Consider the following 26,801-nt stretch of genomic DNA (forward strand, 5'->3'; position numbering starts at 1 on the left):
TCCTGGCCCCCTTCCTCGCCCGAACGGAGCAGTGACCCGCCCATGGCAAACTTGATCCGGGTACGGCGGCCGCGGGTGATCGATCACCCGCGGCGAGAAGATGACAGAGGAACGGCAATGACGGTGACAGAGGACAGCCCGGAGCTCGCTCCCGGAATCGAGGAGTTCGGTGCCGGTATCGACCCGGAACGGCTGGCCGTCTGCCTGAGCGTGCTCGACGAGCTGGACCGGATCGAGGTGGACCACCCGGACGCCATCGCCGTCCGCCGGGCCACCGCCGGGATCTACCGGACCGTGAAGCAGCGCCGCCGCCAGGAGCGCCGCGCGGCGAAGACCGCCCACGACCGGGCCGTCACCGAGGCGACGGCGACCGGCTCGGCCGAGCGCATCGACGACGAGACGCAGGGCGTGCTGCCCTCCTCCTCCGCCCAGGCCGAGATCGCGGGCATCCTCCAGCGGCCCCGGTCCTGCTACATCTGCAAGACGCGGTACGTCGAGGTCGACGCGTTCTACCACCAGCTCTGCCAGCCGTGCGCCAAGGAGAACCGCTCGCGCCGCGACGCCCGTACCGATCTGACCGGACGCCGCGCGCTGCTCACCGGCGGCCGGGCGAAGATCGGCATGTACATCGCGCTGCGGCTGCTGCGCGACGGCGCGCACACCACCATCACCACCCGCTTCCCCAACGACGCGATCCGCCGCTTCAAGGCGATGGAGGACAGCGACGAGTGGATCCACCGGCTGAAGATCGTCGGCATCGACCTCCGCGACCCGGCGCAGGTCGTCGCGCTGGCCGACTCGGTCGCCGCCGAGGGGCCGCTGGACATCCTGATCAACAACGCGGCCCAGACGGTCCGCCGCTCCCCGGGCGCCTACAGCGAGCTGGTCAACGCCGAGTCGGCCCCGCTGCCCGCGGGCGAACTGCCCGTCGCCGAGGTCATCGGCACCTTCGGCAGCGGCACCGTCGACCGGGTCGCGGCCCTGCCCGCCGCCCGCAAGGAGTCGCTCAGCGCCCAGGAGGTCACCGGCCTCGCCCTGGTCACCGGCTCCGCCTCGCCGGCCCGGATCGCCGCGGGCACCGCGATCGACGCGGGCGGCCTCGTGCCCGACCTGCACGACACCAACAGCTGGGTCCAGACGGTCGAGGACGTCGAGCCGATCGAGCTCCTCGAAGTCCAGCTCTGCAACTCCACCGCGCCGTTCATCCTGATCAGCCGGTTGCGCCCGGCGATGGCGGCGACCGCCGCGCAGCACGCGTACGTCGTCAACGTCTCGGCGATGGAAGGCGTCTTCAGCCGCGGCTACAAGGGCGCGGGCCACCCGCACACCAACATGGCCAAGGCCGCGCTCAACATGCTGACGCGCACCAGCGCCCAGGAGATGTTCGAGAAGGACGGCATCCTGATGACGGCCGTGGACACCGGCTGGATCACGGACGAGCGTCCGCACCCGGACAAGATGCGCCTCGCCGAGGAGGGCTTCCACGCGCCCCTCGACCTGGTCGACGGCGCGGCCCGGGTCTACGACCCGATCGTGCGCGGCGAGGGCGGCGAGGCCCTCTACGGCTGCTTCCTCAAGGACTACGCCCCCGCCAACTGGTAACCCGAACGGCTCAAACGGCCCGACGGCCCCGTGCGGCGGCCGAGAACCCGGCCCAGGATGTTTCCTGGGCCGGGTTCTCGCTGTACCCGGTGGCCGAAAGTGACCTACTGCACACGGTCTATCGAGCGCGGCAGCGCTCATTTGGTTACGCTGAGGCGAACGGACGCCATCGAGGAGCCCACGAAGGTTCCCCGACCGTCCTGGGACATGGTCGGTAACCCGGCCGCTGTTCCGCCCCGAACCGGCGCCACCGCGACCGACATGTCCCAACCCCTGCCCAGCGCGGGGCGGTCGCGCCCCGGCATCGCCGCCGGAGCGACGACGACGCCCCGGGCGACGCGACACGAAGGAGTGCGCGGTGACGACACCGGAACTGACCGAGCGCGACATGCGCCCCGCCGAACGGAACCCGGGGCGGCCCGGCCGCCCCGAGAAGCTGCGGAACATCGAGGTCTGGGCCAGGTCCGCCCCGATCAGGCTCGCCGGATACGAGGACGACCTCGCCGAGCCGCACATCCTGCCCGGCATCGACTGACCGCTCAGCGCCTTCCGCGGCCCGTCTCCCCGCCCTCCCGCTCCGGCAGCGGCGGCCGGGAGACGGGCCGCAGGAATTCCCGGACGTAGGTGCGGTGCCACCAGCATCCGGTGGCCCGCAGCTCCCGGAGCCCGGTGAACCGGTAGTGGAACACCCGGGCGCGCACCTGCCGGGGCGGCCCGTCGGGGAACGGGTTGTGGCCGAGCAGCCGCAGCGTGTCCCGGTCACCGTCGAGCAGCCGCTCGGCGAAGGGCCCGAACCAGGAGCGGGCGTAGGCGGGGGAGAGCGCCGCGAACCACATCATCCAGTCGAGCCGCAGATGGTACGGGGCGTACTGGCGCGGCATCCGGCGCGGATCGCCCGGCTTGCCGCGGAAGCCGTACTCCCGCCACCCGGCCCCCTCGTGCCCCACCGGATCGGCGCTGCCCTCCACCACGACCTCCAGCCGCATCCGGCTGATGGAGCCGAACGCCCCGTAGGTGTTGACCAGGTGCAGCGGATCGTAGGACCGGTTCATCGCCTGCCGCCGCGAGAGGAGATTGCGCGCCGGGCGGTAGCTGAGCACCAGCACCAGCGCGGTGACCGCCAGGACGACCGCCTCGTACCAGAGGGGCGGTGCGGCCTGCTCCGGTGGCGGCCCGGCCAGGGAAGTCCAGTCGATCGCGGAGAGCGCCAGCGTGATGGTGAGCCAGTTCAGCCACGCGAAGTTCCCCGACAGGACCAGCCAGAGCTGGGTGAGGACCATCAGACCGGCCGCCGCGCTCGCCACCGGCTGCGGGGTGAACAGCAGGAAGGGCACCAGCAGCTGGGTGAGGTGGTTGGCGGCGACCTCCACCCGGTGCACGGGTCCCGGCAGATGGTGGAAGAACCAGCTCAGCGGTCCCGGCATCGGCTGCGTCTCGTGGTGGAAGTCCAGACAGGTCAGCTTCCGCCAGCACGCGTCCCCGCGCATCTTGATCAGCCCCGCGCCGAACTCCACCCGGAACAGCAGCCACCGCAGCAGCCACAGCACCAGCACCGGCGCGGCCGTGTCCCCGGTGCCGAGGAAGACCGCCAGGAACCCCGTCTCCAGCAGCAGCGACTCCCAGCCGAATCCGTACCAGACCTGTCCGACCTGGACGATCGACAGGTACAGCACCCACGGCAGCGCCCAGAGCAGCATGCCGCCCCACAGCGGCAGCAGACCGTCGAGACCGGCGACCAGGGCCACCGAGACGGCGCAGCCGCTCCAGGCGACGACGGCGAAGAAGCGGTCCGAGTAGTGCAGCCGGAAGAGCCCCGGGGCGGCGCGCCAGGGCGTGCGCCGCAGCAGCTCGGCGACGGGCAGCATGCCGCGCTCGCCGATCAGCGCCCGGAACTGGAGCGCGGCGGAGAGGAAGGCGACCAGATAGACCACCGCCAGAGCCCGCTGGAAGATCAGCCGGCTCAGCCAGTAGCCGTCCGCGGTGAACCATTCCATCCCTGCCAGTATCGGCCAGGGCGGGGTCCGGGGCCCTGCCGGTCGTGACCGGGCGGGTCAGCCCGCGGCGACGATCCGGCGCAGCGTACGGCCGAGCCTGCGGGCGTACCAGTGCTGCACGAGCGGCACCAGCGGTCCGGCGAGCCGGGCGTACCAGGAGGCGGGGCGCGAGAACGCCAGCACCGTGAACCACACGGCGCCGTCGTCCGCGAGGTCCACCACGAAGCACTCCTCGCCGCGTTCCGGATGCCCGGCGAGGGTGCCGTAGCCGAAGCCGGTGCGGCCGTCCTCCTCGTACGCCGCCCAGATCACCTCGCAGGGTGCCGTGAAGCGCAGCGGCCCGAGGCCCAGGGAGACCCGGACGCTGCCGCCGGGCTCGGCGCGCCGCGCCGGGGCCTCCACCCGCGCGCCCGCGGCGCGGTGCATCCGCCACTCGGTCACCGCCGCCCCGGCGGCCGCGAAGTCCGCCGCGCCCCGGCCGATCCGGGTGCGGTGGTGGAGGTGGTGGTAGCCCCGGGGGAGCGGGCCGAGGCGGGTCGCGCCGACCTCCGGGTAGGTGAGGGTGCTCATGCGGTCCTGCCTCCGGTGCGGTCGGGTCCTTCGGTGCGGTCGGGTTCCTCGGTGCGGATGCGCCGCCAGGCCAGCAGCGAGCAGAGCGCGAAGCCCAGCGCGTTGCCCAGGCCATGGGTGGCGGCCATCCAGGTCAGGGTGGGGTGGGGGAGTCCGGTCGCCTCGCCGAGCGCCCAGCTCAGCGCCAGCAGCATCGTCGCCACCAGGACGGCGGCGGAGGCGAGCAACAGGAGCCGCGTCGTCCGGTCCCGGCCGTCGGCGCGCCCCAGGCGCCAGGTCAGCAGGCCGACCGTCCACATGCCGGCGGTGAGGACGAGGGCCCCGGCCAGCTCGGCCCGGTCGCCGACGAAGTACCCGACGAGGACCAGCAGGGTGCCCAGCGGCACGCTCAGCGCGGCGAAGCGGCCCGCCGGGCCGTCCGAGACCCGGCAGACCAGCCCGGCGATCAGGGCGGCGGCGAATCCCGCGAAGTGGAAGTGCGGCACGGTCAGCGCGAGGATGCCCAGGTCGAACCCGAACAGCTCGTGCCCCGACCGTTCGGCGACCAGGGCGACCGCGGCGACGGCCGGGGTGACCAGCGCGGTGAGCAGCGCGATCCCCGCCGGGTCGAGGTCCCGGCCGCGGGCCGCCCGGCGCGGGGCGTGCAGGGCGAGCAGGACGGTTCCCAGTGCGTAGCAGCAGGCGAGCGCCGCGGCCGCGGGGGAGCGCGGCAGCCAGAGGGCGACGGCGCCCGGCACGGCGAACAGGGGCCAGAGCCGCCGGATCCCGTCCAGCTCCTGCTGTCCGGTCAGCCGCAGCCCGGCCGGCACGACGACGAGCATGCCCAGCATCACGATGGCGTTGACCAGTGCGGACACGATCCCCCCTTCTTGAACGTGTTCAAGTCCTAGGGGTGAGAGTAGAGGGTTTATTGAACGCGTTCAAGGCGGGGTGGTGGACGGCTGTCCGCTTGCGGGGCCGTGCTCGGTGCGGCACAGATGGTGACACCCATCCGTTCCCAGGGACAGGCAGGAGAGCTCTGTGTGCTCACCAGGACGTATCCGGCGTACCGCGCTCGCCGCGCTGTCCGCCGCGGTGCTGTTCGCCGTCGCCGGCTGCGGCGAGGGCGGCGACCGTACGGCGAAGGGCACCACGGGCACCGCGGAGGCCAAGGACGTCCTCCTCCAGCCGCTCGCGTCTCCCGGCCCCGGTCCGTTCACCGCGTCCACGGCGCGGGCGGCCTCCCCGTCCTCCACGGGGGCGCCGGACGCCGAGCCGACCTCCGCCACCCGGACGGTCCATCCGGTCTCCGGCGTCGTCCCCGGGCTGTACGGCGGAACCCGGTCGGTCGCCGACTGCGACGTCGAACAGCAGGCCACCCTCCTGGCCGACGACGAGGACAAGGCGCGCGCCTTCGCGGAGGCGTCCGGCATCGAGGCCGTGCAGATCCCGGGCTACCTGAAGTCCCTCACCCCGGTCGTCCTGCGCGCCGATGCCCAGGTCGCCAATCACGGCTACAGCGCCGGCTCGGCCACCGCCTTCCAGGCCGTGCTCCAGGCGGGCACCGCCGTCCTGGTCGACAGCCGGGGGATGCCCCGCGTCCGCTGCGTCTGCGGCAACCCGCTGGGCCCGCCCGTGGTCGCCGACGGGAAGGTCGCCCACCGGGGGGAGCGCTGGCCCGGCTACGACCCCGCGCGCATCGTGGCGATCGAGCCCGGCGTCAAGCCGGCCACCAGCCTGATCATCGTGGACGTCGACGACAACAGCTGGATCGAGCGGGCCATGGGCGACAGCGGCGGCCGCGACCGCACTCCGGAGGACCCGCCGCCGTTCGAGCCCGACGCCGACCTGCTCTTCCCGTCGCCGGGCCGCCCCTCCGAACCCGCGCCCCCGGACCCCACCCCGTCCGGCCCGGCTCCCTCCGAGCCGCGGGAGCCCACGGACCCCGGGCCTCCGGAGCCGTCCGACGACTTCGGTGACACCCCGCCGGAGGGCCCGTGGGAGTACGAGGAGGAGAGCGATCCGGACATCGCACCCGAGCCGACCCAGGTCTTTCCCGCCGAGCCGGACGGGCCCACCGGACCCGATGACCCCACCGGGCCGGACGAGCCCACCGGGCCGGACGAGCCCATGGAGGCGGGCCTTGAGGACGTGTTCGCCGGCTGACCCCCACCGGACGCCAGGGGCCCTCGCCCCGACCGCGGAATCCCGTACGGCGCCGCCCCGGCGCCCTGCGGACCGATCAAGGAATCGGACAAGAGGAATCGGATAAATGGTGGCAGAGTGGCCCACATGGATGAGCGGGTAGCGGGTGCCCTGTCACTCCCCGACGACTGGCCCGCCCACCCGGATCTCAGCCTCGCCCTGAACCGTATGGGCAGCTTCGACTGGGATCTCGACAGCGGCCTCATGCACATGGACCAGGCCGCCCTCGACGTGTTCGACCTGACCGAGGACGAGTACGACGACCGGCCCGCCTCGCTGGCGCCGCGCGTGCCGACGGACGAGGCCCAGCGTCTGGACGGGATGGTCTCGCAGGCACTGAAGAGCGGGCGCAGCAACTACGGCGCGTACTTCCGCATCCAGCGGCGGGACGGCACGCTGCGCTGGACCCACACCCAGGGCTTCGTCCGCCGGGACGGCACCGGCCGCCCGCGCCGCATCATCGGGATCGTCCGCGACGCCACCCAGGAACTGGCCGACTCCACCGCCCGGCGCGAGCTGGATCAGGAGCGCCGCCGGCGCACCAGCCTGGTCGAGGGCACCACCGCCGCGCTCGCCCACGCCCGTACGGTCAAGGACGTCATCGCCGTCCTCAAGAACTCCCAGGGGCTCGCCCACCTCGGGGCCACCAGCCTCGTCGTGGGCCTGCTGGAGTCCGGCCGCATCCACCTGGTGGCCGACGGCCCCGAAGGGGCGTACGTCCCCGGCACCCGGTACACCCGCGTGGACGAGCAGTACCCGATGAGCGAAGTGGTCCGCACCCTGGCACCCCGCTTCATCGAGTCCGCCGACGACTTCGCCGCCTCCTACCCGATCCTGTGGCCCGACATCAGCCACCTCGGGATCACCTCCGCCGCCTACATGCCGCTGATCGCCCAGGCCCGACCGATCGGCGCACTCGGCCTCCTCTACCGGGACAAGGGGGGCTTCACCGCCGACGAACGCAATCTGCTGATGGCGCTCGGCACCTCGATCGCCCAGAGCCTCCAGCGCGCGATGCTCTACGAACAGGAGCACGACCTCGCCGAGGGCCTCCAGCAGGCGATGCTGCCGCGCCGGATCCCCGCCGTACCCGGGGCGCAGGTCGCCGTCCGCTACCGCTCGGCCCGCCTCGGCCGCGACATCGGCGGCGACTGGTACGACCTGATCCCGCTGCCCGGCGGCAGGGTCGGCGCCGTCATCGGGGACGTCCAGGGGCACGACACCCACGCCGCCGCCGTCATGGGGCAGCTCCGGATCGTCCTGCGCGCGTACGCCGCCGAGGGGCACAGCCCCGCCACGGTCATGGCGCGCGCCTCCGTCTTCCTCCACGAGCTGGACACCGACCGCTTCGCCACCTGCACCTACGCCGAGGTCGACCTCACCACCGGCGTCGTCCAGGTGGTCCGCGCCGGACACGTCGACCCGCTGGTGCGGGACGTGGACGGGAGCTGCCGCAGGATGCCGTCGGAGGGCGGCCTGCCGCTCGGCCTCTCGGCGGAGTTCGGCCGGCTGGAGTACCCGGTCGGCACGGTCGAGCTGGACCCCGGCCAGACGATGATCCTGTTCACCGACGGTCTCGTCGAGCTGCCGGGCTCCGACCTCGACGAAGGCATGCAACTGCTCACCGGCTTCGTCACCAACGGCCCCCAGGACCTTCAGAAGCTGGCCGACCAGCTCTGTGACGCCGTCGACGAGCGCGGCGGACAGGACGATGTCGCGGTCCTGCTGCTGCGTCGCCGGGCCGCGCACGCCCCGCAGCCGGGCGGGCGGCTCCAGCAGCACGTCGCCCAGAACGACCCCGAGGCGCTGAGTTCGTCCCGGCACATGATCCGGGCCGCGGTCCGGGCCTGGGGAGCGAAGGACCGGGCCGACGAGATCGAGCTCGCGGCCGACGAGCTGATCACCAACGCGCTCATGCACACCGACGGCGGCGCCGTCGTGACGATCCGGGTGCTCGCCGGAACCGAGCGACGGCTCCGCGTCGACGTCGAGGACCGGTCCAGCGCACTGCCCCGACGCCGCGACGCGGGGGAGTCGGGGGTGTCGGGGCGCGGCCTGATGCTGGTCGACCGGCTGGCCGACGTCTGGGGCGTGGAATCCCGTGGCAGCGGCAAATGCGTGTGGTGCGAGTTCCTCATTCCGGCCCGCTGATTCCCCACCGTGGCGTAACAGTACGTAACATGTCAGTGCTTGACCGTTATCGACCGCAAGGGATTGACTGCGGGGGACCGGCCGCACCCCGGCCCCGCCGCCTTCGACGACATGAGGCCCCCGTTGGGTACCGAGCTCCTCGCCCCGCTCGATCTCGCTTTCTGGCACCTCGAATCGGACGCCCATCCGATGCACCTCGGCGCGCTCGCCGTGTTCGCACCGGCGCCCGGCGCCGCTCCGGGGCGGATCCTCGACCTGCTCGGGACCCGCGCCTCCGCGATCCCCCGGCTGCGCATGTGCGTACGGGACGTCCTGCTGCCGGTCGGGGGCAAGGCCTGGACGGTGGACAAGGACTTCGACGTGCACCGGCACGTCAGCCACGTCGTCGTGGACGACGACGACTTCATGGCCGGGGCCGGACGACTGGCCGGCGAACTGATGGAGCGACCGCTGGGGCGCGGCCTGCCGCCCTGGCGGATGTACCTCATCGGCGGCGCGGCGGGCGGACGCTTCGCCGTCCTGGTCAAACTGCACCACGCCCTGGCCGACGGAATGCGGGCGGTCGCCATCGGGGCCGGGATCTTCGACGAGATCGCCGCCGTCACCAGCGCCCGCACCGCTGCCCGCGGCCGCCCCGCCGTCCCGCCCCGCTCCTGGCTGCCCGACCCCCGGGAGATGGCGGGCATGGCCCTCGGCCGGATCGGCGAGGTCGGCAGGGCACTCGGCGTGGGCGCCTCGCTCGTCCGCGCCGGCCGCCTCGACCTGCGCGCCACGACCGCCTTCACCGCGCCCTCCAGCGGCACCCGCCGCCTGGCCACCGCCGACCTCGACGCCGGGGACCTCCAGCGGATCCGGCGGGCCGAGGGCGGCACCGCCAACGACGTCCTCCTCGCCGTCGTCGCCGGGGCTCTGCGCCGCTGGATGGCCGGGCGCGGCGAGCCGCTGCCCGCCGACGACCCGCGGGCCCTGGTTCCCGTCTCCCGTCGCCGGCCAGGTGGCGCCTCCGCCACCGGCAACCGGCTCTCCGCCTACCTGCTCGGCCTGCCGGTCACCGCGGCCGACCCGCGCGAGCGGCTCCGGGCGGTCCGCACGGCGATGGACCGCAACAAGGCGGACGGCCCCCTGAAGGGCGCGGGTGCCGTCGCCGTACTGGCCGACCAACTGCCGCCGCTGGCACACCGGTTCGGCGCCCCCCTGGCGGCCAACGCAGCCCGCGTGCTGTTCGACGTGCTGGTCACCAGCGTGCCGCTGCCCCGCTCCGCGCTCTCGTTGGACGGCTGCCCGCTGACCGCCCTCTACCCCATGGCCCCGCTGGCCCGGGGCCAGTCCCTGGCGGTGGCCCTGACCACCTACGGCGGGCGGGTGCACGTGGGGCTGGTGGCCGACGGCAAGGCGCTGCCCGACCTCGACCGGCTCGCCGCCGCGGTCGAGGAGGAGTTCACGGAGCTGTATGCCGTCATCACCGGCACGGACCGCACACCAGTGTCCTGACAGGCAGCCGCCCAGCGGCTGCGGCAGTCTGGGACCATGCCCGAACTGCCCGAAGTCGAAGCCCTGCGGGTCTTCCTCGACGACCACCTCGTCGGCAAGGAGATCGCCCGCGTCCTCCCGCTGGCGATCAGCGTCCTGAAGACGTACGACCCGCCGCTGACCGCCCTGGAGGGCGCGACCGTCGCCTCCGTCGCCCGGCACGGCAAGTTCCTCGACATCGAGGCGGGCGGGCTCCACCTGTGCACCCACCTCGCCCGGGCCGGCTGGCTCCGTTGGAAGGACTCCTTCCCGGCCGCTCCGCCCCGCCCCGGCAAAGGCCCCCTCGCCCTGCGCCTGGTGACCGTCGACGGCGACGGCTTCGACCTCACCGAGATGGGCACCAGGAAGCGCCTCTCGGTCCACCTCGTCCATGACCCCCTGGACGTCCCCGGAATCGCCCGCCTCGGCCCGGACCCCCTCGCCGACGCCTTCGACCGCGACGCGTTCGCCGCGCTGCTCGCCGGGGAGCGCCGGCAGATCAAGGGCGCGTTGCGCGACCAGTCGCTCATCGCGGGCATCGGCAACGCCTACAGCGACGAGATCCTGCACGTCGCGAAGATGTCCCCGTTCAAACGGACCGCCGACCTCGACGAGGACGACGTCACCCGCCTGTACACCGCCCTGCGCACCACGCTCCAGGACGCCGTCGCCCGCTCCGGCGGGGTGGAGGCGGGGAAGCTCAAGGCCGAGAAGAAGACCGGGATGCGGGTCCACGGGCGTACCGGAGAGGCCTGCCCGGTCTGCGGGGACACCATCCTGGAGGTCTCCTTCAGCGACTCCTCGCTCCAGTACTGCCCCACCTGTCAGACCGGCGGCAGACCGCTGGCCGACCGGAGGCTCTCCAAGTTCCTGAAGTGAGAGGGCGCGCATCCCGGCCACCGGCGCGGGACCGCCCACCGCCGGGCCCGCCGGGCCGCACCCGGACGGGGGTGCGGTCGTCCGCCCGTACTGCGGTACGGGAACAAGCCACGCACCACCCGAGCCATCGGCCCCCGCGCCCCCTAGACTCCGGCCTCATGCTGCGCGTACTCGCCGTCGACGACGAACAACCCGCCCTGGAGGAACTCCTCTACCTCCTGCGCGCCGACCCCCGTGTCCGCAGCGCCGAGGGTGCCACCGGCGCGACCGAGGCACTGCGCCGCATCGGCGGGGCGGTCGACGCGGGCCCCGACGATCCGTCCGCGATCGACGTGGTCTTCCTCGACATCCACATGGCCGGTCTCACCGGACTCGACGTCGCCCAGCTCCTCGCCGGATTCGCCGCGCCCCCGCTCATCGTCTTCGTCACCGCGCACGAGGGCTTCGCCGTCCACGCCTTCGACCTCAAGGCCGTCGACTACGTCCTGAAACCGGTCCGCCGCGAACGCCTCGCCGAGGCCGTCCGCCGGGTCGCCGAGCAGGTGGGGGACCGGTCCGCACCCGTCCACGACAACGCCGGCGACCAGATCCCGGTCGAGCTGGGCGGCGTCATCCGCTTCGTCCCCATCGACGAGATCGCGTACGCCGAGGCGCAGGGCGACTACGCCCGGCTGCACACCGCCACCGGCAGCCACCTCGTCCGCATCCCGCTCACCACCCTGGAGGAACGCTGGCGCTCCCGGGGCTTCGTCCGCATCCACCGCCGCCACCTCGTGGCGCTCGGCCGGATCGACGAGCTGCGCCTGGACGCGGGCAGCATGAGCGTGCGCATCGGGGCGGCCGAGCTGGCCGTCAGCCGCCGTCACACCCGCGCCCTGCGCGATCTCCTGATGCGCCAGGGCGGCCGCTGACCACAGCCGTGAGGCCGCCGCTGACCTGGGGAGTCCTTCGGCAGACCCTTCCCAGCACGGCCCGCCGACGCCTAGACTCCGAGCCCATGTCCGCAGAGCCATCGCCCCGGCGCGAAGTGGTCACGGGGGAGCCGCGGCGGGTGCGCCCGCTGCCCCGTTACCGCACCCAGTCGGAGATCGACGAGCAGACCGCCCTCGGCGGCGCCTACGTCCGGTCGCTGATGCGCGGCCAACTGCGCGCCGGGCTCACCGTCTTCGGTGTCCTCGCCCTCGTCGCGGGCACCCTGCCGCTGCTCTTCGCCGCGCTGAACAGCTCCGCCCTCGTCTGGGCGGTCCTCGGCTTCGCCACCTACCCGCCGCTCACCCTGGCCGCCTGGTGGTACGTCCGCAGGGCCGAGCGCAACGAACGCGACTTCGCCCGGCTGGTGGAGGGCCGCCCCGCCCCGTGAGCACCCCCGACCACACGGCGTCCTGGGTGGCGGTCGCCCTCGTCGTCCTCGCCACCGTCCTCGTCGGCGGCTTCGGCCTGCGCATCTCCCGGACGACCTCCGACTTCTACGTCGCCTCGCGCACCGTGCGGCCCCGCCTCAACGCCGCCGCGATCAGCGGCGAGTACCTCTCCGCCGCCTCCTTCCTCGGCGTCGCCGGACTCGTCCTCGTCCACGGCCCCGACATGCTCTGGTATCCGGTCGGCTACACCGCCGGATACCTGGTGCTCCTGGTCTTCGTCGCCGCCCCGCTGCGCCGCTCGGGGGCGTACACCCTGCCGGACTTCGCGGAGGGGCGCCTCGAATCACGGCAGGTCCGCCGGCTGGTCAGCGCGCTCGTCGTCGGCGCGGGCTGGCTCTACCTCGTGCCGCAGCTCCAGGGCGCCGGACTCACCCTCAAGATCCTCACGGGCGCTCCCGGCTGGCTCGGCGACGTCCTCGTCGCCACCGTCGTGACCGCCGCCGTCGCCGCGGGCGGCATGCGCTCCATCACCTTCGTCCAGGTCTTCCAGTACTGGCTCAAGCTCACCGCCCTCCTGGTCCCCGCACTCTTCCTGGTCCTCGCCTGGCAGGGCGACGGCCGGCCCCGGGTCAGCTTCGACGACCAGCTCGCCGTCTTCCGCGCCGACCATCCGCTGTACGCCACCTACGGGCTGATCGTGGCGACCTTCCTCGGCACCATGGGCCTGCCGCACGTCGTCGTCCGCTTCTACACCAGCCCCAACGGCCGCGACGCCCGCCGCACCACCGTCGCCGTCCTCGCCCTGGTCGGACTCTTCTACCTGCTCCCGCCGATCTACGGCGCGCTCGGCCGGCTCTACACCCCCGAACTGCGCCACGGAGGAGACGCGGACGCCGCCGTCCTGCTGCTGCCCGCCCGGCTCATCGGCGGACTCGGCGGCGACCTCCTCGGGGCGCTGATCGCCGGCGGGGCGTTCGCCGCGTTCCTGTCCACCGCCTCCGGGCTCACCATGGCCGTCGCCGGAGTCATCACCCAGGACGTCCTGCCCGCACGCGGGGTACGCCACTTCCGGCTCGCCACCGTCCTCGCCATCGCCGTACCGCTCGCCGGGTCCCTGCTGATGAGCCGGGTGCCGGTGGCCGACGCGGTGGGCATGGCCTTCGCCGTCTCCGCCTCCTCCTTCTGCCCGTTGCTCGTCCTCGGCATCTGGTGGCGGCGGCTCACTCCGCCCGGGGCCGTCGCGGGGCTCCTGCTGGGCGGCGGCTCCGCGCTCCTCGCGGTGGCCATCACCGTCAGCGGAGCCGTACGCCCGCCGGGCTGGCCGCACGCCCTGCTCGCCTGGCCCGCCGTCTGGTCCGTCCCCGTGGGGTTCCTCGCGATGATCCTCGTCTCGCTCGCCACCCCGGGGCGGATACCCCCGGGCACCAACGCAGCCATGACCCGCTTCCACCTCCCCGAGGCGCTCTCCTCGCCGCGCTCCGCCGTGGGGCGGGAACGATGACCGGGGCCGCGATCGCCGTTCTCGTCGTGACGGCCGCGCTGCTTCTGGGCACCGGATATCTGGTGGGCCGGCGCACCGCCCGGCCGCTGCGCCCCAGCGATGTCGGCACGCCCGTCGAGCACGCCACGTTCGAGACCCTGCACACCGCGTCGCTGGCCGCCCCGCCGCTGCGGGCCGGCCTCACCGAGGAGAGCGCCCGGCGCGCCGCCCGCCGGCTGCGCTCCCTCCTCGGCACCGACGCCCTCTGCCTCACCGACCGGGACCGGGTGCTGGTCTGGGACGGCGCCGGGCACCATCACGGCAAGGACGTCATGGAGCACCTGAAGGCGCTGCTGGACAACGGCCGCCGCACCGCCTTCGACAGCGGCTGCGCCGACCTCGACTGCCCGTTGCGCTGGGCCGTCGCCGTCCCCCTCACCGTCGAGAACCGGGTGCTGGGCGCGCTCGTCGCCTACTCCCCGCGCGAATCGGCGGTGCTGGCCCGGGCCGCGGGGGAGGTGGCGCGCTGGGTCTGCGTCCAGTTGGAGCTGGCCGAGCTGGACCGCTCCCGCACCCAGCTCATCGAGGCCGAGATCAAGGCCCTGCGGGCGCAGATCTCCCCGCACTTCATCTTCAACTCACTCGCCGCCATCGCCTCGTTCGTCCGGACCGACCCCGAGCAGGCCCGCGAACTGCTGCTGGAGTTCGCCGACTTCACCCGCTACTCGTTCCGCAGGCACGGGGAGTTCACCACGCTCGCGGATGAACTGCACTCCATCGACCAGTATCTGGCCCTCGTCCGCGCCCGGTTCGGTGAACGCCTCTCCGTGACCCTCCAGGTCGCCCCCGAGGTGCTGCCGGTCGCGCTGCCGTTCCTGTGTCTCCAGCCGCTGGTCGAGAACGCTGTCAAGCACGGCCTCGAAGGGGCGGTCACCCGCAGCCGCATCAGCATCAGCGCCCTGGACGCCGGCTCGGAGGCCGAGGTGGTCGTCGAGGACGACGGGACCGGCATGGACCCCGAACGGCTGCGGCAGATCCTGCGCGGCGAGGGCGGCGCCTCCACCGGCATCGGCCTGCTCAACGTGGACGAGCGGCTGCGCCAGGTCTACGGCGACGACTACGGCCTGGTCATCGAGACAGGCGTCGGGGCCGGGATGAAGATCATGCTGCGGCTGCCCAAGTACCGTGCCGGGGTGCACGGTTCCTGAAGCCGGGGGCCAGAACATCTCGTTCGGATCAGGTCGGGCCCGCGGGGCCCGGCACGCGCACCTGCGGCGTTGTCGTCGGTCGCCCGTGCTCCGCGGTGACTCCCTCCTCCGCCTTGCCGTCGCACGCACCGGGCCCCGCTCCCTGATCGAAACGAAAGGACCTAGCACAGATGGACGGCCAGATGGCCCAGCGGCAGCCCCAGCTGCCAGGCGGGCGTCCAGACGCGCCCCTCCTGATCGTCCGGCCGGCCGGCCGGGGCGTCCCACGGTGCGGGGCCGATCGCGTCCAGGTCCGCCGCGAGCAGTTCGGTCTCCTCCAGCCACCGCCAGGCCGCCCGCGCCAGCGCCAGATCGGGGTCGCCCGGCTCGGCGCTCCGCGCCGCCTCCGCCAGCCGCTCGCAGATCCAGGCGCGCCAGGTGCACTCGTACGCCGTGAGCACCCGCAGCTCGTCGACCCGCGGCTCGGGCAGGGGCCGCGGAGCGGGGGTGTCGCGGGGAGTTCCGCACAGGAACATCGTCAGCGCGAGGGCGTCGCGCCCCGCCCGGAACTCCAGGGTCGTCGGCTCCATCAGATCGCCGGTCCGTAACAGGTCGTCGGCGAGGTACTCGGTGGACAGCCAGGTCATCGGTACCCGCAGACCGTTCCCACCGGTCCCATTCGTATCCTCGGGACGCATCCCGTCTCGCCTCTTTCCTTGCTCGGTGCCGGGCTTCACGCAGCATTGAACCGGGGGCGGGCGCCCCGCGTGGGCAGAAGGGGAGGATCGCCCAGGAGATGCGAGGCAGTGAATGAGTGTCGACCCCGGCGACGACCCGCATGTGCGCCTGCTGCTGGGCGCGTACGTCCTGGACGCCCTGGACGCCGAGGAGACCCGCAAGGTCGCCCGCCACCTCCGGGGGTGCGACGCGTGCGCCCGGATCTACGTGGAGGTGGCCGAGGCCTCCGCCCTGCTGGCGCTGCTCCGGGCGGAGGACCTGCGGGAGTAGCCGGGCAGTGTCCGCGCGAGGACCCGCAGGGCGTAGTACGAGCGGGACTTGACGGTCCCGGCGGGGATGCCGAGCACCTCGGCCGTCTCGCCGACGCTCAGCCCGCGGAAGTAGATCTGCACCAGTACGGCGCGGTGTTCGGGGCTGAGGGTGCGGACCGCCTCGCGGACGTCCAGGGCGCGGACGGCGCAGTCCGCGGTGTCCAGGGCGTCCGGGGTGCTCTCCAGCACGGTGTCGCTGACCTCGACGGGGCGGGCCTGCCGGGAGCGCCGCGCGTCGATGGCGAGGCGGCGTCCCACGGTGAACAGCCACGGCCGCATCGAGTCGTAGGGCGCGTCGAAGGCCTCGGGATGCTGCCAGGCGCGTACCAGGGTCTCCTGCACCAGGTCCTCGGCCCGCTGCCGGTCCCCGAAGGTCAGGCCGAGGAGGAAGTGGAACAGCGCGGGGCCGTGTTCCCTCTGCAACGCGGCGAGGGTCCGCTCATCGGTCGTCGTGGTGGTCTTCATGAACGCCCTCTCCCGCCGCGGCCCCTGGCGGCCTCGTTGCCGACTTGGCGTATACGAACGCATTCGGCGGCGCGGGAACAGGCGGTGCGCCGAGGCGTGCGACGAGCGGTCGCTCAGTGCGGCGAATGGTGCGGTGAACGGTCGAGGGGCCGTCAGGGTCGGCCGGTACGACCAGTTCAGCTAGGTGTGCGGCAATGATCCTTGCTTATCCGGTATGAAAATCTATGTAGTCGGATGGTCGTAATCATCCGAACATGGAGTCGAGCAGATGACGCAGCGCATCCGACCGGGCACCGTGGCCGCCATCGCCCTCCTGCTCGCCGCGGCCACCGGCTGCACCGGGCAGCAGCCCACGGCCCCCGCCCAGGGCGGACCCCCCACCGCCGCCCGGGGCGCCGGCGGCCAGGACGCCGAAGGGCCCCGCCCGTTCACGCTCCTCACCGCGGGCGACATCCTTCCGCACTCCTCCGTGATCGACCGGGCCGCCGCCGACGCGGGCGGCGCCGGCCACGACTTCGCCCCGATGCTGGCGGGCGTCGCCCCGGTCGTCTCCGCCGCGGACCTGGCGTTCTGCCACATGGAGACGGTGTACGGCGAGGAGGGCGGCCCCTACACCGGCTACCCGAGCTTCAAGTCGCCGCCCGAGGTCGCCGCCGCCCTGCGCACCACCGGGTTCGACTCCTGCTCCACCGCCTCCAACCACACCCTCGACGACGGGGCCGAGGGGGTCTCGCGCACGCTCGGCGCACTGGACGAGGCGGGCATCCGGCACGCCGGCTCCGCCCGTTCCGCCGCCGAGGCCGCCCGGCCCACCCTCCTGCCCGCCGGACCCGGAAAGGGCGCGGCCAAGGTCGCCCACCTGGCCTACACCTACGGCACCAACGACATCCCGGTGCCCGCCGACCAGCCCTGGACGGTCAACGTGACCGACGAGCGGAAGATCATCGAGGAGGCCAGGGCGGCCCGGCGGGCCGGCGCGGACGTCGTCGTCCTCTCCATCCACTGGGGCACCGAATGGCAGGACGAGCCCGACGCCCGGCAGTTGGAGCTGGCCGAGCGGCTCACCGCGTCCGCCGACGGCGGACGCCCCGACATCGACCTGCTCGCCGGCACACACGCCCATGTGCCCCAGGCGTACGAGAAGGTCAACGGCACCTGGGTCGTCTACGGCATGGGCGACCAGATCGCCGGAGCGATGATCAACTACGAGGGCGTCCAGGATCCGCGCGGCAACCAGAGCTCGATGGGCCGCTTCACCTTCGCGCCGCCCGCGAAACCCGGCGAGCGCTGGACGGTGAAGAAGGCGGAGTTCGTCCCGCAGTGGTACGACACCGCCACCGGACGCGCCGTCAACCTCAACGCCTCCCTCGACGACGGGGCCGAGCACCTCCGCGAGGTCCGCGACCGCATCCGTACCGTGGTCCTCGGCCGGGGAGCGGACGAGGACGGGCTCGTCATGGGCCGGTGAACGTCCCTCACGGCACCACGGTGACCGGCCACCGCCCCGCCTTCACCAGGCGCACCGCCACCGAACCGACGAAGCGGTGCCCGGCCGACTCCGACGCCCCGACCACCACCGCGTCCGCCTTCAGCTCGTCGGCGGCCGTCACCAGCCCGTTGTAGGGGTCGCCCCGGAAGGTGTGGAACTCCCAGCGCATGTCCCACGCGTCGCTGAAGCGCTCGGTCGCCGCGCGGATCTCGGAGACCAGGTCCTCCGCGACCTCGCCCGTGGCGTCGCCCACCGGTACGCCCAGCGCCGCGCCCGCCGTCATGACGGGCTGGACGTACACCAGGGCCAGCATGGCGTTCTGCCGACGGGCCAGTCCGGCGGCGTAGGCCGCCGCGCGCATCGACGAATCGGAGCCGTCGAGCCCCGCGACGATCACCTTGGGGCCGTCCGTACCGCGTTCGAACCGATGAGGCTGCTGCTCTGTCACGGCTCCGAGGCTATCGGCTCGTCCCGGAGGGGAAGCCGCGGGCCGTCGGCCGAACCGCATGGAGATGAACATACTGCGTCGATCGTGTACAAAACGGTCGACATGCGGTGTCGGCGGCCGGAGCGGACGTCCGGCCGTGCGAGCAGTTGGCCATGAGAAGTGATCACACAGGAACCGGGCGCCGCACCCTGCTGAGGGGCGCCCTCGGCCTCGGAGCCGCCACCGCCGTGCATCTGATCGCCGCCGATCCGGCGTCGACGCCCAGCCGCCCCGTACGGGCCGCGGACACCCCGCCCGCCGCCGCCGCGGGACCTCCGGGACACGTCCGCGGCCGACCCGCCCCGTACCGGCTCGAACCCATGACGGCCAACACCCCGCCCCGCTTCGCACCGGCCAGGCCGCCCGTGCGCGTCCGGCCCATCGAGCACCTCCCCGGCATCGGGCACTCGATGGTCCTCAGCTTCGACGACGGCCCCGACCCGCTCTACACCCCGGAGATCCTGGCCACCCTGCGCGAGCACCGGGTCCGCGCGATGTTCTTCGTCTGCGGGGAGATGGCCGACGGCAACCCGGACCTGCTGCGCGAGATGGCCGACGACGGCCATGTGGTGGGCAACCACTCCTGGTCGCACCCGCTGATCCCGAAGCTCTCCCGGACCGCGATCCGCGACGAACTGGGGCGCACCAGCGAGGTGGTGGACCGGGCGCTCGGGGCCCCGCCGCTCTGGTACCGCGCCCCCTACGGTGCGTGGAACCGCAACTCCTTCGAGATCGGGGCCGATTTGGGCATGGAGCCGATGGCCTGGACCGTGGACACGCTCGACTGGAAGACGCCGGGCACCGGCACGATCGTCCGCCGGGTGCTGGACGGAGCGGCGCCCGGCGTCGTCGTCCTCTCGCACGACGCGGGCGGCGACCGCTCGCAGAGCGTCGCGGCCCTGCGCCGCTATCTTCCCCGGCTGCTGGACTCCGGCTACCGCATCACGGTGCCGCGCCGCCTCTGAGCCGCGGAACGCGTGCGCGCACGGCGGCGTCCCGGCGGCCACGAGGATCCGTGGCCGCCGGGACGCCGCCGTGCGGGGGAGCGCCGCTGTCAGCGGGTGTCCACGAGCCGGGCGAAGACCACCACGTTGCCGTCGTAGCCGCCCGCCTTGGAGTAGCCCCCGCCGCAGGTGATGACCCGCAGCTCCGCGTGGCCGGTGTCGCCGTAGACCCGGGGGCCGGGGAAGTCGTTCTTGGAGAAGACCTCCACCCCGTACACCTCGAAGATCCCGACCCGGCCGTCGTAGCGGGCGACCTCGACCCGGTGCCCCTTCTGGAGCGAGCCGAGGCCGTAGAAGACCGCTGGCCCGGACATGTTGTCGACGTGACCGACGACCACGGCGGTGCCGCGCTGGCCGGGGGCGATGCCGTTCTGGTACCAGCCGGCGAGGTTGGGGTCCTCGGCGGGCGGGGCGTCGATCCATCCGTTGGCGTCCAGGTTGACGTCGATGACGGGAGCGTCCACGTCGATGGAGCCGATCTTCACGCGCGAGGCGGGCGCGTACGGCAGGGGCTGCACCGGTTCGCCCTCCACCGGCGGCCCCGCGGCGTCCGTGCCCAGGTCCAGCGAGGCGGCCGCCGCGGGCTGCGGAGGGCCCGCCTCCCCGAACTCCGTGCCGTTGCGCATGAGGGCGAGGCCGCTGAGCAGCACCAGGGCGACCGCACCCCACGGCACACGTCTGGTCCGCTCGGCGCCAGCGTAGTCCCGGCCCATGGCTCTCCCTTCGTCGCGACGTTGTGAACGCTAAGGGCGCTGTGTCCGGGCGGCGATCAGGGAGAGGCGAACGGGTGGCGGCGGGGCCGGCGCCCCACCGGATGCCTGCCCATCGGAGTAATGAGCAGATAAAAGTTCTGACGGTCTGTGACCTGCGACTCCGTCAGGTCCGGCGGTTTTCGTACGGCGTGTCGCGTCACCGGGGTGGAGCAACGCCGAAGTGCGATGCGTCGTCTCGCTGGTGAGTGTTCGTCATGGGAGGCGTTCTCGTCGATCCAGCCCGGGGGACAAGCCCCCGGGGGCGTTTCCCGCTGGAGGTTCACACGATGCGTGTTTCACGCGCTCTCGCGGTCACCGCGACCGCCTTCGCGGCCGTCGGGCTCGCGGCCCCCATGGCCGCCGCCACCAACGGCCCGGTCAACGTCGCCGTCAATCCTCAGTCCGTCCACCAGGGCGGCACGCTGAAGATCACCGCGCAGGGCTGCGGTCACGGTGGCAAGGTCTGGTCGAACGCGTTCCCGACGACCACCCTCTCGCCGGGCGACGGTACCAACTTCGCCCATGCCCGGGTCCGGAACAACACCACGCCGGGTCAGTACCACCTCTCCGTGAAGTGCAGCGACAACGACCGGATCGCGACGCAGAAGTTCACCGTGCTCGCCGGCAACGGCGCGCAGGGCGGGCTCGGCGGCTCGATGGGGCCGAGCTCCGTGGAGATGCAGGTCGGCGGCGGTCTGGTGGCCGCGGCGGCCGTCGGCGGCGCGGTCTTCCTCGTCCGGCGCCGGCAGACGAGCCATGCGGCGTTCTAAGGCGTCGAACCTCCCGCCCGGCCCGATACGCCCGTCGCCCCGAGTCCTGGACCAGGACCCGGGGCGACTGCCGTGCGCCGCATGCTCGCGGTCAGTGGCGGCGGTCGGCGCTACGGCGGCGTGCGAAGTAGAGGGCGCCCGCGGCGGCCGTGACCACCAGGGCCCCTCCGGCGGCGACCTCCACCGTGTCGGTGGAGGCGGAGCTCCCGCCGAGGCCGCCGCGCACCCCGCCCGGGACGAGGGCCGTCGAGCTGGCGGTCGGAACGGTGGTGGGCGTCGGGGTGGGGGTGCTCGTGGCGCCGCCGGTGATCGTCAGGTTGACGTTCCGGGAGGTGCCGGTGGAGCCGCACGCGAACGTCGCCGCGTACACGGCACCCCGGCGGGCGTCCGTGTCGATGGTGGCGGTGGCCGTGGTGGAGCCGCTCGGGATGGTGGTGGTGTCGAAGACGCCCGAGGTGACGGTCGTCTCGCCCGTGCAGCCGCCGGCGCCGAGGGTGACCCGGCCTCCCGGCGCGATGACCGACGGGGTGATCGTCGGATTGAACGTGCTGGTCGCCCCGTCCGGCGCGGCGTGGGCGGCGGACGGGGCCAGCAGCGTCAGGGCACTGGCGCCGAGCAGGGCGAGCGGTGCGACACGTATCGCGCGCATGGTGGATCCTCCGGGTTCCCCGAGGGGCAGCTGCGGAACGAATTTCCACATAGCAGGAAAAATGCACCTCGATGCCCGACACGCTAGAAGTGGTCCTCCCGGCACGCGATCGGGGTCCGGCGAATGGGTCAGCGGTGTCCCCCGCCCGGCTCACCGCCCGGGGGAGCGGGCCTCAGCGGGCGGCCCCCGGGAACATGTCGAGGAACGGGTCCGCGGTGGCCGAGATGCCCCGGCCGAAGGGCGCGTCGAAGTCCCAGATCAGAAAGAGCAGGAAGGCGATCAACGCGCTGAACAGGCCGGCCAGGAGCAGCTCGCGGAACGTTCTGCGGATCTGGAGCGTGAAGATCAGCCCCACGGTGACCAGGGCCCCGATGATCAGCCCGAACCAGACCACCCCCGGCATCGTCGCCCCGGCGTTCTGCCCGCGCGTGCTGCGGGCGTCGTCCGCCGCCGCCACCTGGTCGACCAGCGGCTGATAGGCCTGCCCCTCGTGATCGGTCCTGGGCACGTAGTCGGTGACGTCCGCCCGTACCTTGTCCAGCAACTCGGTGCCGCGCTCGGTGAGCGTGTTGCGTTCGGACATCACCTTCCACTCGTCGTGCACCACGTGGTCGACGTAGGCGTCGACGTCCGCCCGGATGCGGTCGCGGACCTCCACCGGATAGACGGACGACCTCGCCCGCACCTCGTGCAGCGCCTGCGCCTCGATGCGTACGGACTCCTGGGCGGCGCTGCGCCCCTCCCAGACCCCGGCGATGGCGAGCCCCAGGACGATTGCGTAGACCACGCCGATCATCATCGTCATGTACTCGATGACGTCCGGCGTCTCGGACGGGTCGTCGTCATCCCCGAGCCGCCGGTTGTTCAGGACCGCGATGGTGAGGACGACCGCGCAGGCGGACGCCATGGCAATGCTCAGTACGAGCCATTCGGACATGCATCTCTCCTGGTCAGCGGGAAGATCGCGGCCGCAGCACGGCGACGGCGAACACCGCCGGGGCGGTGATGAGCAGCGTCAGGGACACCAGCGACGGTCCATTCCGCGGCTGTTTGCGGGTCGGTTTGCGGTACGCCGGCAGCGCGACGGGCCGGGGGCGCGGCGGCTCGGTGCGCTCCGGCGGCTTCGGTGAGGGTGAGGGCTTCGGCGGCGGTGCGGGTGCGGGTGCGGGGGGCGGCGGAGAGGGCGGGGGAGGGGGTGGTGGCGGAGGCGGCGGTTCCGCGATCACCGGTGGTGGTGGCGGGGGAGGAGGAGGTGGGGGCGGAGGAGGAGGAGGTGGAGGAGGAGGTGGTGGTGGGGGTGGCGGTTCGGGCGGTGGCGGTGGCGGTGGCGGCGGCTCGGAGACCGCGACGCAGCCCCCGTCCCCCGCCACGGCGACCGAGGAACCGCCGCCCTGCCCGATCGAGGCCACCGCGCAGTTGTCGGCGGTCGCGGGCAGCGGTACGGCTGTCAGCCAGAGAAGTGCGGCGGCCGCGGTGAGCCGCGCGATGCGTGATCCGTGCACGACGGGGAGCATGATCCAGGCCGGCGGGGAACACGCGGTACCCGCGGGTGATTCGCCTGATCGTGCGGTTAATGGGCCATTCGTGTTTGCGCCCCGATCCCCGATTCGCCGAATTCCTCCTGGCCCTCCTTTGAACGCGAACCCGTCCGCGTCCCGCATCCAGGGGTCATGAACGGACCGGTCCCGCGCCGGCGCCGAAAGCGGTCCGAAGGCGCATCGCGGGAGTCGACGTGAACACCTGGCGCAACGCCTCGCTCGCGTTCACCGCCGCTGCCCGGTACCGGATCCGAGCTGCACGGAGAGGTCACCCGCGCCACCGGCACGAGTCAACTCGCCGTCGACGAGGGGCCGATGTGCCGGTGCGCGCAGGACGCCGCTCCGGGCCGGACGAACGGGCGGGGGCCGGCGGCACCCGGTAGGCCGTTTCCCCGATTCCGAACTGGTCGGCGCTGCTCGGTAATCGGGTGTGGTGGACCGTCGCCCAGGAGCCCCAAGTGGCCCCGAACCGCCGGGAAACGGCGTCCGGAACGCCGGTCCGTCGCTGTACGCATACGCGCAGCGACGGACCGGCTGTGGATGCCACCTGAGTGTGACCAATAACGGATCGCTAATTTCCGTTTCCACTCGCTCTCTTGGCGGCGGATCAGTAGCCTCTGGTCAATACTGACCATGAACATGGCCGGATCGCCGTGGCGACTTGTTGGAGACATCGATGGAGCGTCCCGCCTGGGCACCGCAGGGCATTGACATTTCGGTGCCGAGCGTGTCTCGCATGTACGACTTCTATCTGGGCGGATCGCACAATTTCGAGGTGGACCGGGAAGCCGCGCGCAAGGCCATGGAGTTCCTCCCGGGCCTTCCCAAGATCATGCAGGCCAATCGCGCCTTCATGCGCCGGGCCGTCCGCCATGCCGTCGACATCGGCATCGACCAGTTCCTGGACATCGGCTCCGGCATTCCGACCTTCGGCAACGTCCACGAGGTCGCGCAGGCCGCCGACCCGGCGGCCAAGGTGGCCTACGTCGACCACGACCCGGTCGCCGTCGCCCACAGCCAGGCCGTCCTGGAGGGCAACGACCGCGCGGTCATCGCAGCCGCCGACCTGCGCCGCCCCAAGGAGATCCTGGCGCACCCGGAGATCACCGGACTGCTCGACCTGGACCGGCCGGTGGCCCTGCTGCTGGTCGCCGTGCTCCACTTCGTCGAGGACGCCGACGACCCGCGCGCCGCGGTCGCCGAACTGCGCGAGTCACTGGCCCCCGGCAGCCTGATCGTCCTGACCCACGCCTCGTACGAGGGCATCCCGCTGCCCAAGGAGGACGCGGCCGGCACGGTCGGCGTCTACCGGAACATCCGCAGCCCGCTGATCATGCGCTCGCGCGAGGAGATCGGCCAGTTCTTCGAGGGGTACGAGATGGTCGAGCCGGGCCTCGTGTCGATGCCGGAATGGCGGCCCGACACCCCGCAGGCGCCGGAGGAGGAAGACCCGTACGCCTTCTCGGGCTTCGCAGGGGTCGGGCGCAAGGCGTGACCATTCCCGCCCAGGCGTCCGGGGAACCGGACGCGGAACCCGACGGTCCGGAAGGCCGTCTCCGGAGATTCGCGAGAATCTGGAGCCGGGCCATCTTCCCCCTGACGGCCACCTCACTCACCCGGCCGGAGTTCGAACAGCATCTGCTGCCCCTGGCACGCGAGCTGAACGGCATCCTGCACGCGCATCCCTTCGACGCCTCGCCCGCCCAGCGGATCGGCGAGGCGCTGATCGACGCGCACTGCACCGACCCGGACGCCCTCAGCTCCACGCTCGGCGTCGTCGACTCCTACCTCGTCCTGTACTGCGGCGGCAACGGGCCCGGCGTGCTGTCCACCGAGGACGGCAGGGCCCGCTGCGCCCGCATCCAGCACACCCTCGCCGCCGGCTTCACCGGGGCCCTGCGCGAGCGCACGCTCGCCGAGCAGGAGGCCATCGCCCGCTCGGCGCTGACCGCCCGCTCGGACGCCGAACAGGCCCTGCACGCGACGGAGGCCCGGTTCCGCGCGGTCTTCAAGGACGCCGCCATCGGCATCGGCGTCGCCGACCTGGACGGCAACATCCTGGAGATCAACGACACCCTCACCAAGATGTTCGGCGGGCTGGAGCACCACGTCCGCAGCCACAAGGTGAACGAGTGGGTCCACCCCGAGGACTCGCCGCAGGTGTGGAAGTTCTACGACGAGCTGGTACGCGGCGAACGCGACCACTACCGGGTCGAGAAGGCGTACTACCGCAACGACGGCACCGTCCTGTGGACCAACCTCACCGTCTCGCTGCTGCGGGACTCCGAGGGCCGTCCCGAGTACCAGCTCGCGCTGATGGAGGACACCACCGAGCGGCGGCTGCTCAATCTGCGCCTGCGCTACGAGGCCACCCACGACGCGCTCACCGGGCTGCCCAACCGGACCCTGTTCTTCGAGCGCCTGGAGAAGGCGCTCGCCGCCCAGGAGGGGATCCGCTTCGGGCTCTGCTATCTGGACCTCGACGGCTTCAAGGCCATCAACGACAGCCTCGGCCACGCCGCCGGAGACCGCCTCCTGGTCGAGGTCGCCGACCGGCTCCAGAGCTGCGCCACCGCGCCCGGCGAGATGGTCGCCCGGCTCGGCGGCGACGAGTTCGTGGCGCTGACCACGGGACCGGACACCGCCGACGAGGTGGACGAGCTGGCCGGCCGCATCCTGAACGCGCTCGCCTCCCCCATCCGCCTCGATGGCCGCGAGCTGACCGTCCGCGGCTCGATCGGCGTCGTCGAGGGGCCCTCCGGGGAGCGCAGCGCCGCCGAGGTGCTGCGCAGCGCCGACATCACGATGTACCGGGCCAAGGCGGCGGGCGGCAACCGCTACCAGCTCGCCGACGCCGAGGCCGACGCGCGTGCCATCACCCGGCACGGGCTGACCACCGCGCTCCCGGCCGCCCTGGACCGGGGCGAGTTCTTCATCGAGTACCAGCCGCTCGTGCACCTGGACGACGGCACGGTGCACGGCGCCGAGGCGCTCGTACGGTGGTGCCATCCGCAGCACGGGGTGCTCGGCCCCGACCGGTTCATCCCGCTCGCCGAGCACACCGGGCTCATCGTGCCGCTCGGGCGCTGGGTGCTGGAGGAGTCCGTACGGCAGGCGAACTTCTGGCAGGAGCGGCACAGCGACGGAGGACCGCTGCGGATCAACGTCAACCTCTCGCCGACCCAGCTGCACCACCCCCGTCTCGTCGCCGAGACGGTCGACGTGCTGGAACGGTCCGGTCTCGAACCGGGAGCGCTCTGCCTGGAGGTGACCGAGTCCGCCCTGATCGGCGCCGACGACGATCTCCTCAAGCCGCTGCGGCAGCTCGCGGAGATGGGCGTCGACATCGCGCTCGACGACTTCGGCACGGGCTACTCGAACCTGGCGAACCTGCGCAGGCTGCCGGTGAGCGTGCTCAAGCTGGATCGTTCCTTCACCCGGGGCATGCAGCAGCACCCGGCGGACCCGGTCGATCTGAAGATCGTCGAGGGCATCGTGTCGCTGGCCCACAGCCTGGAGCTGGCCGTCACGGTGGAGGGCGTGGAGACGGGCGCGCAGGCCGAGCAGCTGCGGCTGCTGGGCTGCGACACCGCCCAGGGCTGGTACTACGCCCGCCCAGGGGCCCCGGACCGCATCCACTCCCTGCTGCTGGCGGACGCGGTCTGAGCCCGGCCGGTGCGC

25 protein-coding genes are annotated in these 26,801 nt (G+C 72.7%); 16 read left to right on the forward strand and 9 right to left on the reverse strand.

Annotated features, from left to right (window positions below):
• Positions 1-117: 117 nt before the first annotated feature.
• Positions 118-1,602 (forward strand): SDR family NAD(P)-dependent oxidoreductase, encoded by a 1,485-nt coding sequence (locus tag OG245_RS34550; protein WP_371627273.1) that lies wholly within the window; start codon positions 118-120, stop codon positions 1,600-1,602.
• Between the two features lie 358 nt (positions 1,603-1,960).
• Positions 1,961-2,137 (forward strand): hypothetical protein, encoded by a 177-nt coding sequence (locus OG245_RS34555; RefSeq protein ID WP_371627274.1) that lies wholly within the window; start codon positions 1,961-1,963, stop codon positions 2,135-2,137.
• Positions 2,138-2,141: 4 nt separating this feature from the next.
• Here OG245_RS34555 and OG245_RS34560 read toward each other — a convergent pair whose 3' ends face one another.
• From OG245_RS34560 to OG245_RS34570, 3 genes are read right to left on the reverse strand one after another with little or no spacing between them, the layout of a single operon-like run.
• Positions 2,142-3,596: a lipase maturation factor family protein gene (locus OG245_RS34560; protein WP_371627275.1), complete on the reverse strand. Its 1,455-nt coding sequence runs from the start codon at positions 3,594-3,596 to the stop codon at positions 2,142-2,144.
• 57 nt (positions 3,597-3,653) lie between these two features.
• Positions 3,654-4,166 carry a DUF1990 family protein gene (locus tag OG245_RS34565; RefSeq protein ID WP_371627276.1) on the reverse strand — a complete coding sequence of 171 codons (513 nt, stop codon included), beginning with the start codon at positions 4,164-4,166 and terminating at the stop codon, positions 3,654-3,656.
• Entirely contained in the window at positions 4,163-5,023 is an 861-nt protein-coding gene (locus OG245_RS34570; RefSeq protein ID WP_371627277.1) for a YndJ family protein, read from the reverse strand. The genes OG245_RS34565 and OG245_RS34570 overlap by 4 nt, the downstream gene beginning before the upstream one ends.
• 163 nt (positions 5,024-5,186) lie before the next feature.
• Between OG245_RS34570 and OG245_RS34575 the strand changes: the two genes are divergently transcribed.
• The 8 genes from OG245_RS34575 (at position 5,187) to OG245_RS34610 (ending at position 14,938) form a co-directional block, all read left to right on the forward strand.
• A complete protein-coding gene (locus OG245_RS34575) occupies positions 5,187-6,311 on the forward strand; it encodes a DUF6777 domain-containing protein (protein ID WP_371627278.1) in 1,125 nt (374 codons plus the stop codon).
• Between the two features lie 126 nt (positions 6,312-6,437).
• Positions 6,438-8,501, forward strand: coding sequence for a SpoIIE family protein phosphatase (locus OG245_RS34580; RefSeq protein WP_371627279.1), 2,064 nt, complete (start codon positions 6,438-6,440; stop codon positions 8,499-8,501).
• A gap of 123 nt (positions 8,502-8,624) precedes the next feature.
• Positions 8,625-9,992, forward strand: coding sequence for a wax ester/triacylglycerol synthase family O-acyltransferase (locus OG245_RS34585; RefSeq protein WP_371628070.1), 1,368 nt, complete (start codon positions 8,625-8,627; stop codon positions 9,990-9,992).
• 36 nt (positions 9,993-10,028) lie between these two features.
• Positions 10,029-10,889, forward strand: a complete 861-nt coding sequence (locus tag OG245_RS34590) for an Fpg/Nei family DNA glycosylase (RefSeq protein ID WP_371627280.1) — start codon at positions 10,029-10,031, stop codon at positions 10,887-10,889.
• Positions 10,890-11,047: 158 nt separating this feature from the next.
• Complete coding sequence (locus OG245_RS34595; protein WP_371627281.1) at positions 11,048-11,800, forward strand: LytR/AlgR family response regulator transcription factor; 753 nt, start codon at positions 11,048-11,050, stop codon at positions 11,798-11,800.
• 86 nt (positions 11,801-11,886) lie between these two features.
• Positions 11,887-12,249: a hypothetical protein gene (locus tag OG245_RS34600; protein ID WP_047180039.1), complete on the forward strand. Its 363-nt coding sequence runs from the start codon at positions 11,887-11,889 to the stop codon at positions 12,247-12,249.
• Positions 12,246-13,751, forward strand: coding sequence for a cation acetate symporter (locus OG245_RS34605; protein WP_371627282.1), 1,506 nt, complete (start codon positions 12,246-12,248; stop codon positions 13,749-13,751). The genes OG245_RS34600 and OG245_RS34605 overlap by 4 nt, the downstream gene beginning before the upstream one ends.
• Positions 13,748-14,938, forward strand: a complete 1,191-nt coding sequence (locus OG245_RS34610; protein ID WP_371627283.1) for a sensor histidine kinase — start codon at positions 13,748-13,750, stop codon at positions 14,936-14,938. The genes OG245_RS34605 and OG245_RS34610 overlap by 4 nt, the downstream gene beginning before the upstream one ends.
• Before the next feature lie 161 nt (positions 14,939-15,099).
• Here OG245_RS34610 and OG245_RS34615 read toward each other — a convergent pair whose 3' ends face one another.
• Positions 15,100-15,615, reverse strand: coding sequence for a hypothetical protein (locus tag OG245_RS34615; protein ID WP_371627284.1), 516 nt, complete (start codon positions 15,613-15,615; stop codon positions 15,100-15,102).
• A gap of 112 nt (positions 15,616-15,727) precedes the next feature.
• Here OG245_RS34615 and OG245_RS34620 point away from each other — a divergent pair, with 112 nt between their 5' ends.
• Positions 15,728-15,925 (forward strand): zf-HC2 domain-containing protein, encoded by a 198-nt coding sequence (locus OG245_RS34620; RefSeq protein ID WP_371627285.1) that lies wholly within the window; start codon positions 15,728-15,730, stop codon positions 15,923-15,925.
• On the opposite strand, the gene OG245_RS34625 is transcribed toward OG245_RS34620, so the two are convergent.
• On the reverse strand, positions 15,859-16,431 hold the full coding sequence (locus tag OG245_RS34625) for a sigma-70 family RNA polymerase sigma factor (RefSeq protein WP_371627286.1): 573 nt from the start codon (positions 16,429-16,431) through the stop codon (positions 15,859-15,861). The two genes, OG245_RS34620 and OG245_RS34625, sit on opposite strands and share 67 nt — an antisense overlap.
• Positions 16,432-16,699: 268 nt before the next feature.
• Here OG245_RS34625 and OG245_RS34630 point away from each other — a divergent pair, with 268 nt between their 5' ends.
• Positions 16,700-17,899 (forward strand): CapA family protein, encoded by a 1,200-nt coding sequence (locus OG245_RS34630; protein WP_371627287.1) that lies wholly within the window; start codon positions 16,700-16,702, stop codon positions 17,897-17,899.
• Between the two features lie 7 nt (positions 17,900-17,906).
• Here OG245_RS34630 and OG245_RS34635 read toward each other — a convergent pair whose 3' ends face one another.
• A complete protein-coding gene (locus tag OG245_RS34635) occupies positions 17,907-18,368 on the reverse strand; it encodes a universal stress protein (protein WP_371627288.1) in 462 nt (153 codons plus the stop codon).
• 152 nt (positions 18,369-18,520) lie between these two features.
• On the opposite strand from OG245_RS34635, the gene OG245_RS34640 reads away from it, so the two are divergent.
• Positions 18,521-19,372 carry a polysaccharide deacetylase family protein gene (locus OG245_RS34640; protein ID WP_371627289.1) on the forward strand — a complete coding sequence of 284 codons (852 nt, stop codon included), beginning with the start codon at positions 18,521-18,523 and terminating at the stop codon, positions 19,370-19,372.
• A gap of 89 nt (positions 19,373-19,461) precedes the next feature.
• Here OG245_RS34640 and OG245_RS34645 read toward each other — a convergent pair whose 3' ends face one another.
• Positions 19,462-20,124: a class F sortase gene (locus tag OG245_RS34645; protein ID WP_371627290.1), complete on the reverse strand. Its 663-nt coding sequence runs from the start codon at positions 20,122-20,124 to the stop codon at positions 19,462-19,464.
• Between the two features lie 326 nt (positions 20,125-20,450).
• Here OG245_RS34645 and OG245_RS34650 point away from each other — a divergent pair, with 326 nt between their 5' ends.
• Positions 20,451-20,933, forward strand: a complete 483-nt coding sequence (locus tag OG245_RS34650) for a hypothetical protein (protein WP_371627291.1) — start codon at positions 20,451-20,453, stop codon at positions 20,931-20,933.
• Between the two features lie 91 nt (positions 20,934-21,024).
• Here the strand turns inward: OG245_RS34650 and OG245_RS34655 are convergent, their stop codons facing one another.
• Together OG245_RS34655 and OG245_RS34660 are read right to left on the reverse strand one after the other, a co-directional pair.
• Positions 21,025-21,582 carry a hypothetical protein gene (locus OG245_RS34655; protein ID WP_371627292.1) on the reverse strand — a complete coding sequence of 186 codons (558 nt, stop codon included), beginning with the start codon at positions 21,580-21,582 and terminating at the stop codon, positions 21,025-21,027.
• 172 nt (positions 21,583-21,754) lie between these two features.
• Positions 21,755-22,519 (reverse strand): DUF4239 domain-containing protein, encoded by a 765-nt coding sequence (locus OG245_RS34660; protein WP_371627293.1) that lies wholly within the window; start codon positions 22,517-22,519, stop codon positions 21,755-21,757.
• A gap of 1,277 nt (positions 22,520-23,796) precedes the next feature.
• On the opposite strand from OG245_RS34660, the gene OG245_RS34665 reads away from it, so the two are divergent.
• Positions 23,797-24,615 carry an SAM-dependent methyltransferase gene (locus OG245_RS34665; protein ID WP_371627294.1) on the forward strand — a complete coding sequence of 273 codons (819 nt, stop codon included), beginning with the start codon at positions 23,797-23,799 and terminating at the stop codon, positions 24,613-24,615.
• Entirely contained in the window at positions 24,612-26,786 is a 2,175-nt protein-coding gene (locus OG245_RS34670) for a putative bifunctional diguanylate cyclase/phosphodiesterase (protein WP_371627295.1), read from the forward strand. Before OG245_RS34665 ends, OG245_RS34670 begins: the two co-directional genes overlap by 4 nt.
• The last annotated feature ends 15 nt before the right edge of the window (positions 26,787-26,801 follow it).

Origin of the sequence: Streptomyces sp. NBC_01116, assembly GCF_041435495.1 — a bacterium.
In the GTDB taxonomy this organism is placed as follows: Bacteria; Actinomycetota; Actinomycetes; order Streptomycetales; family Streptomycetaceae; genus Streptomyces.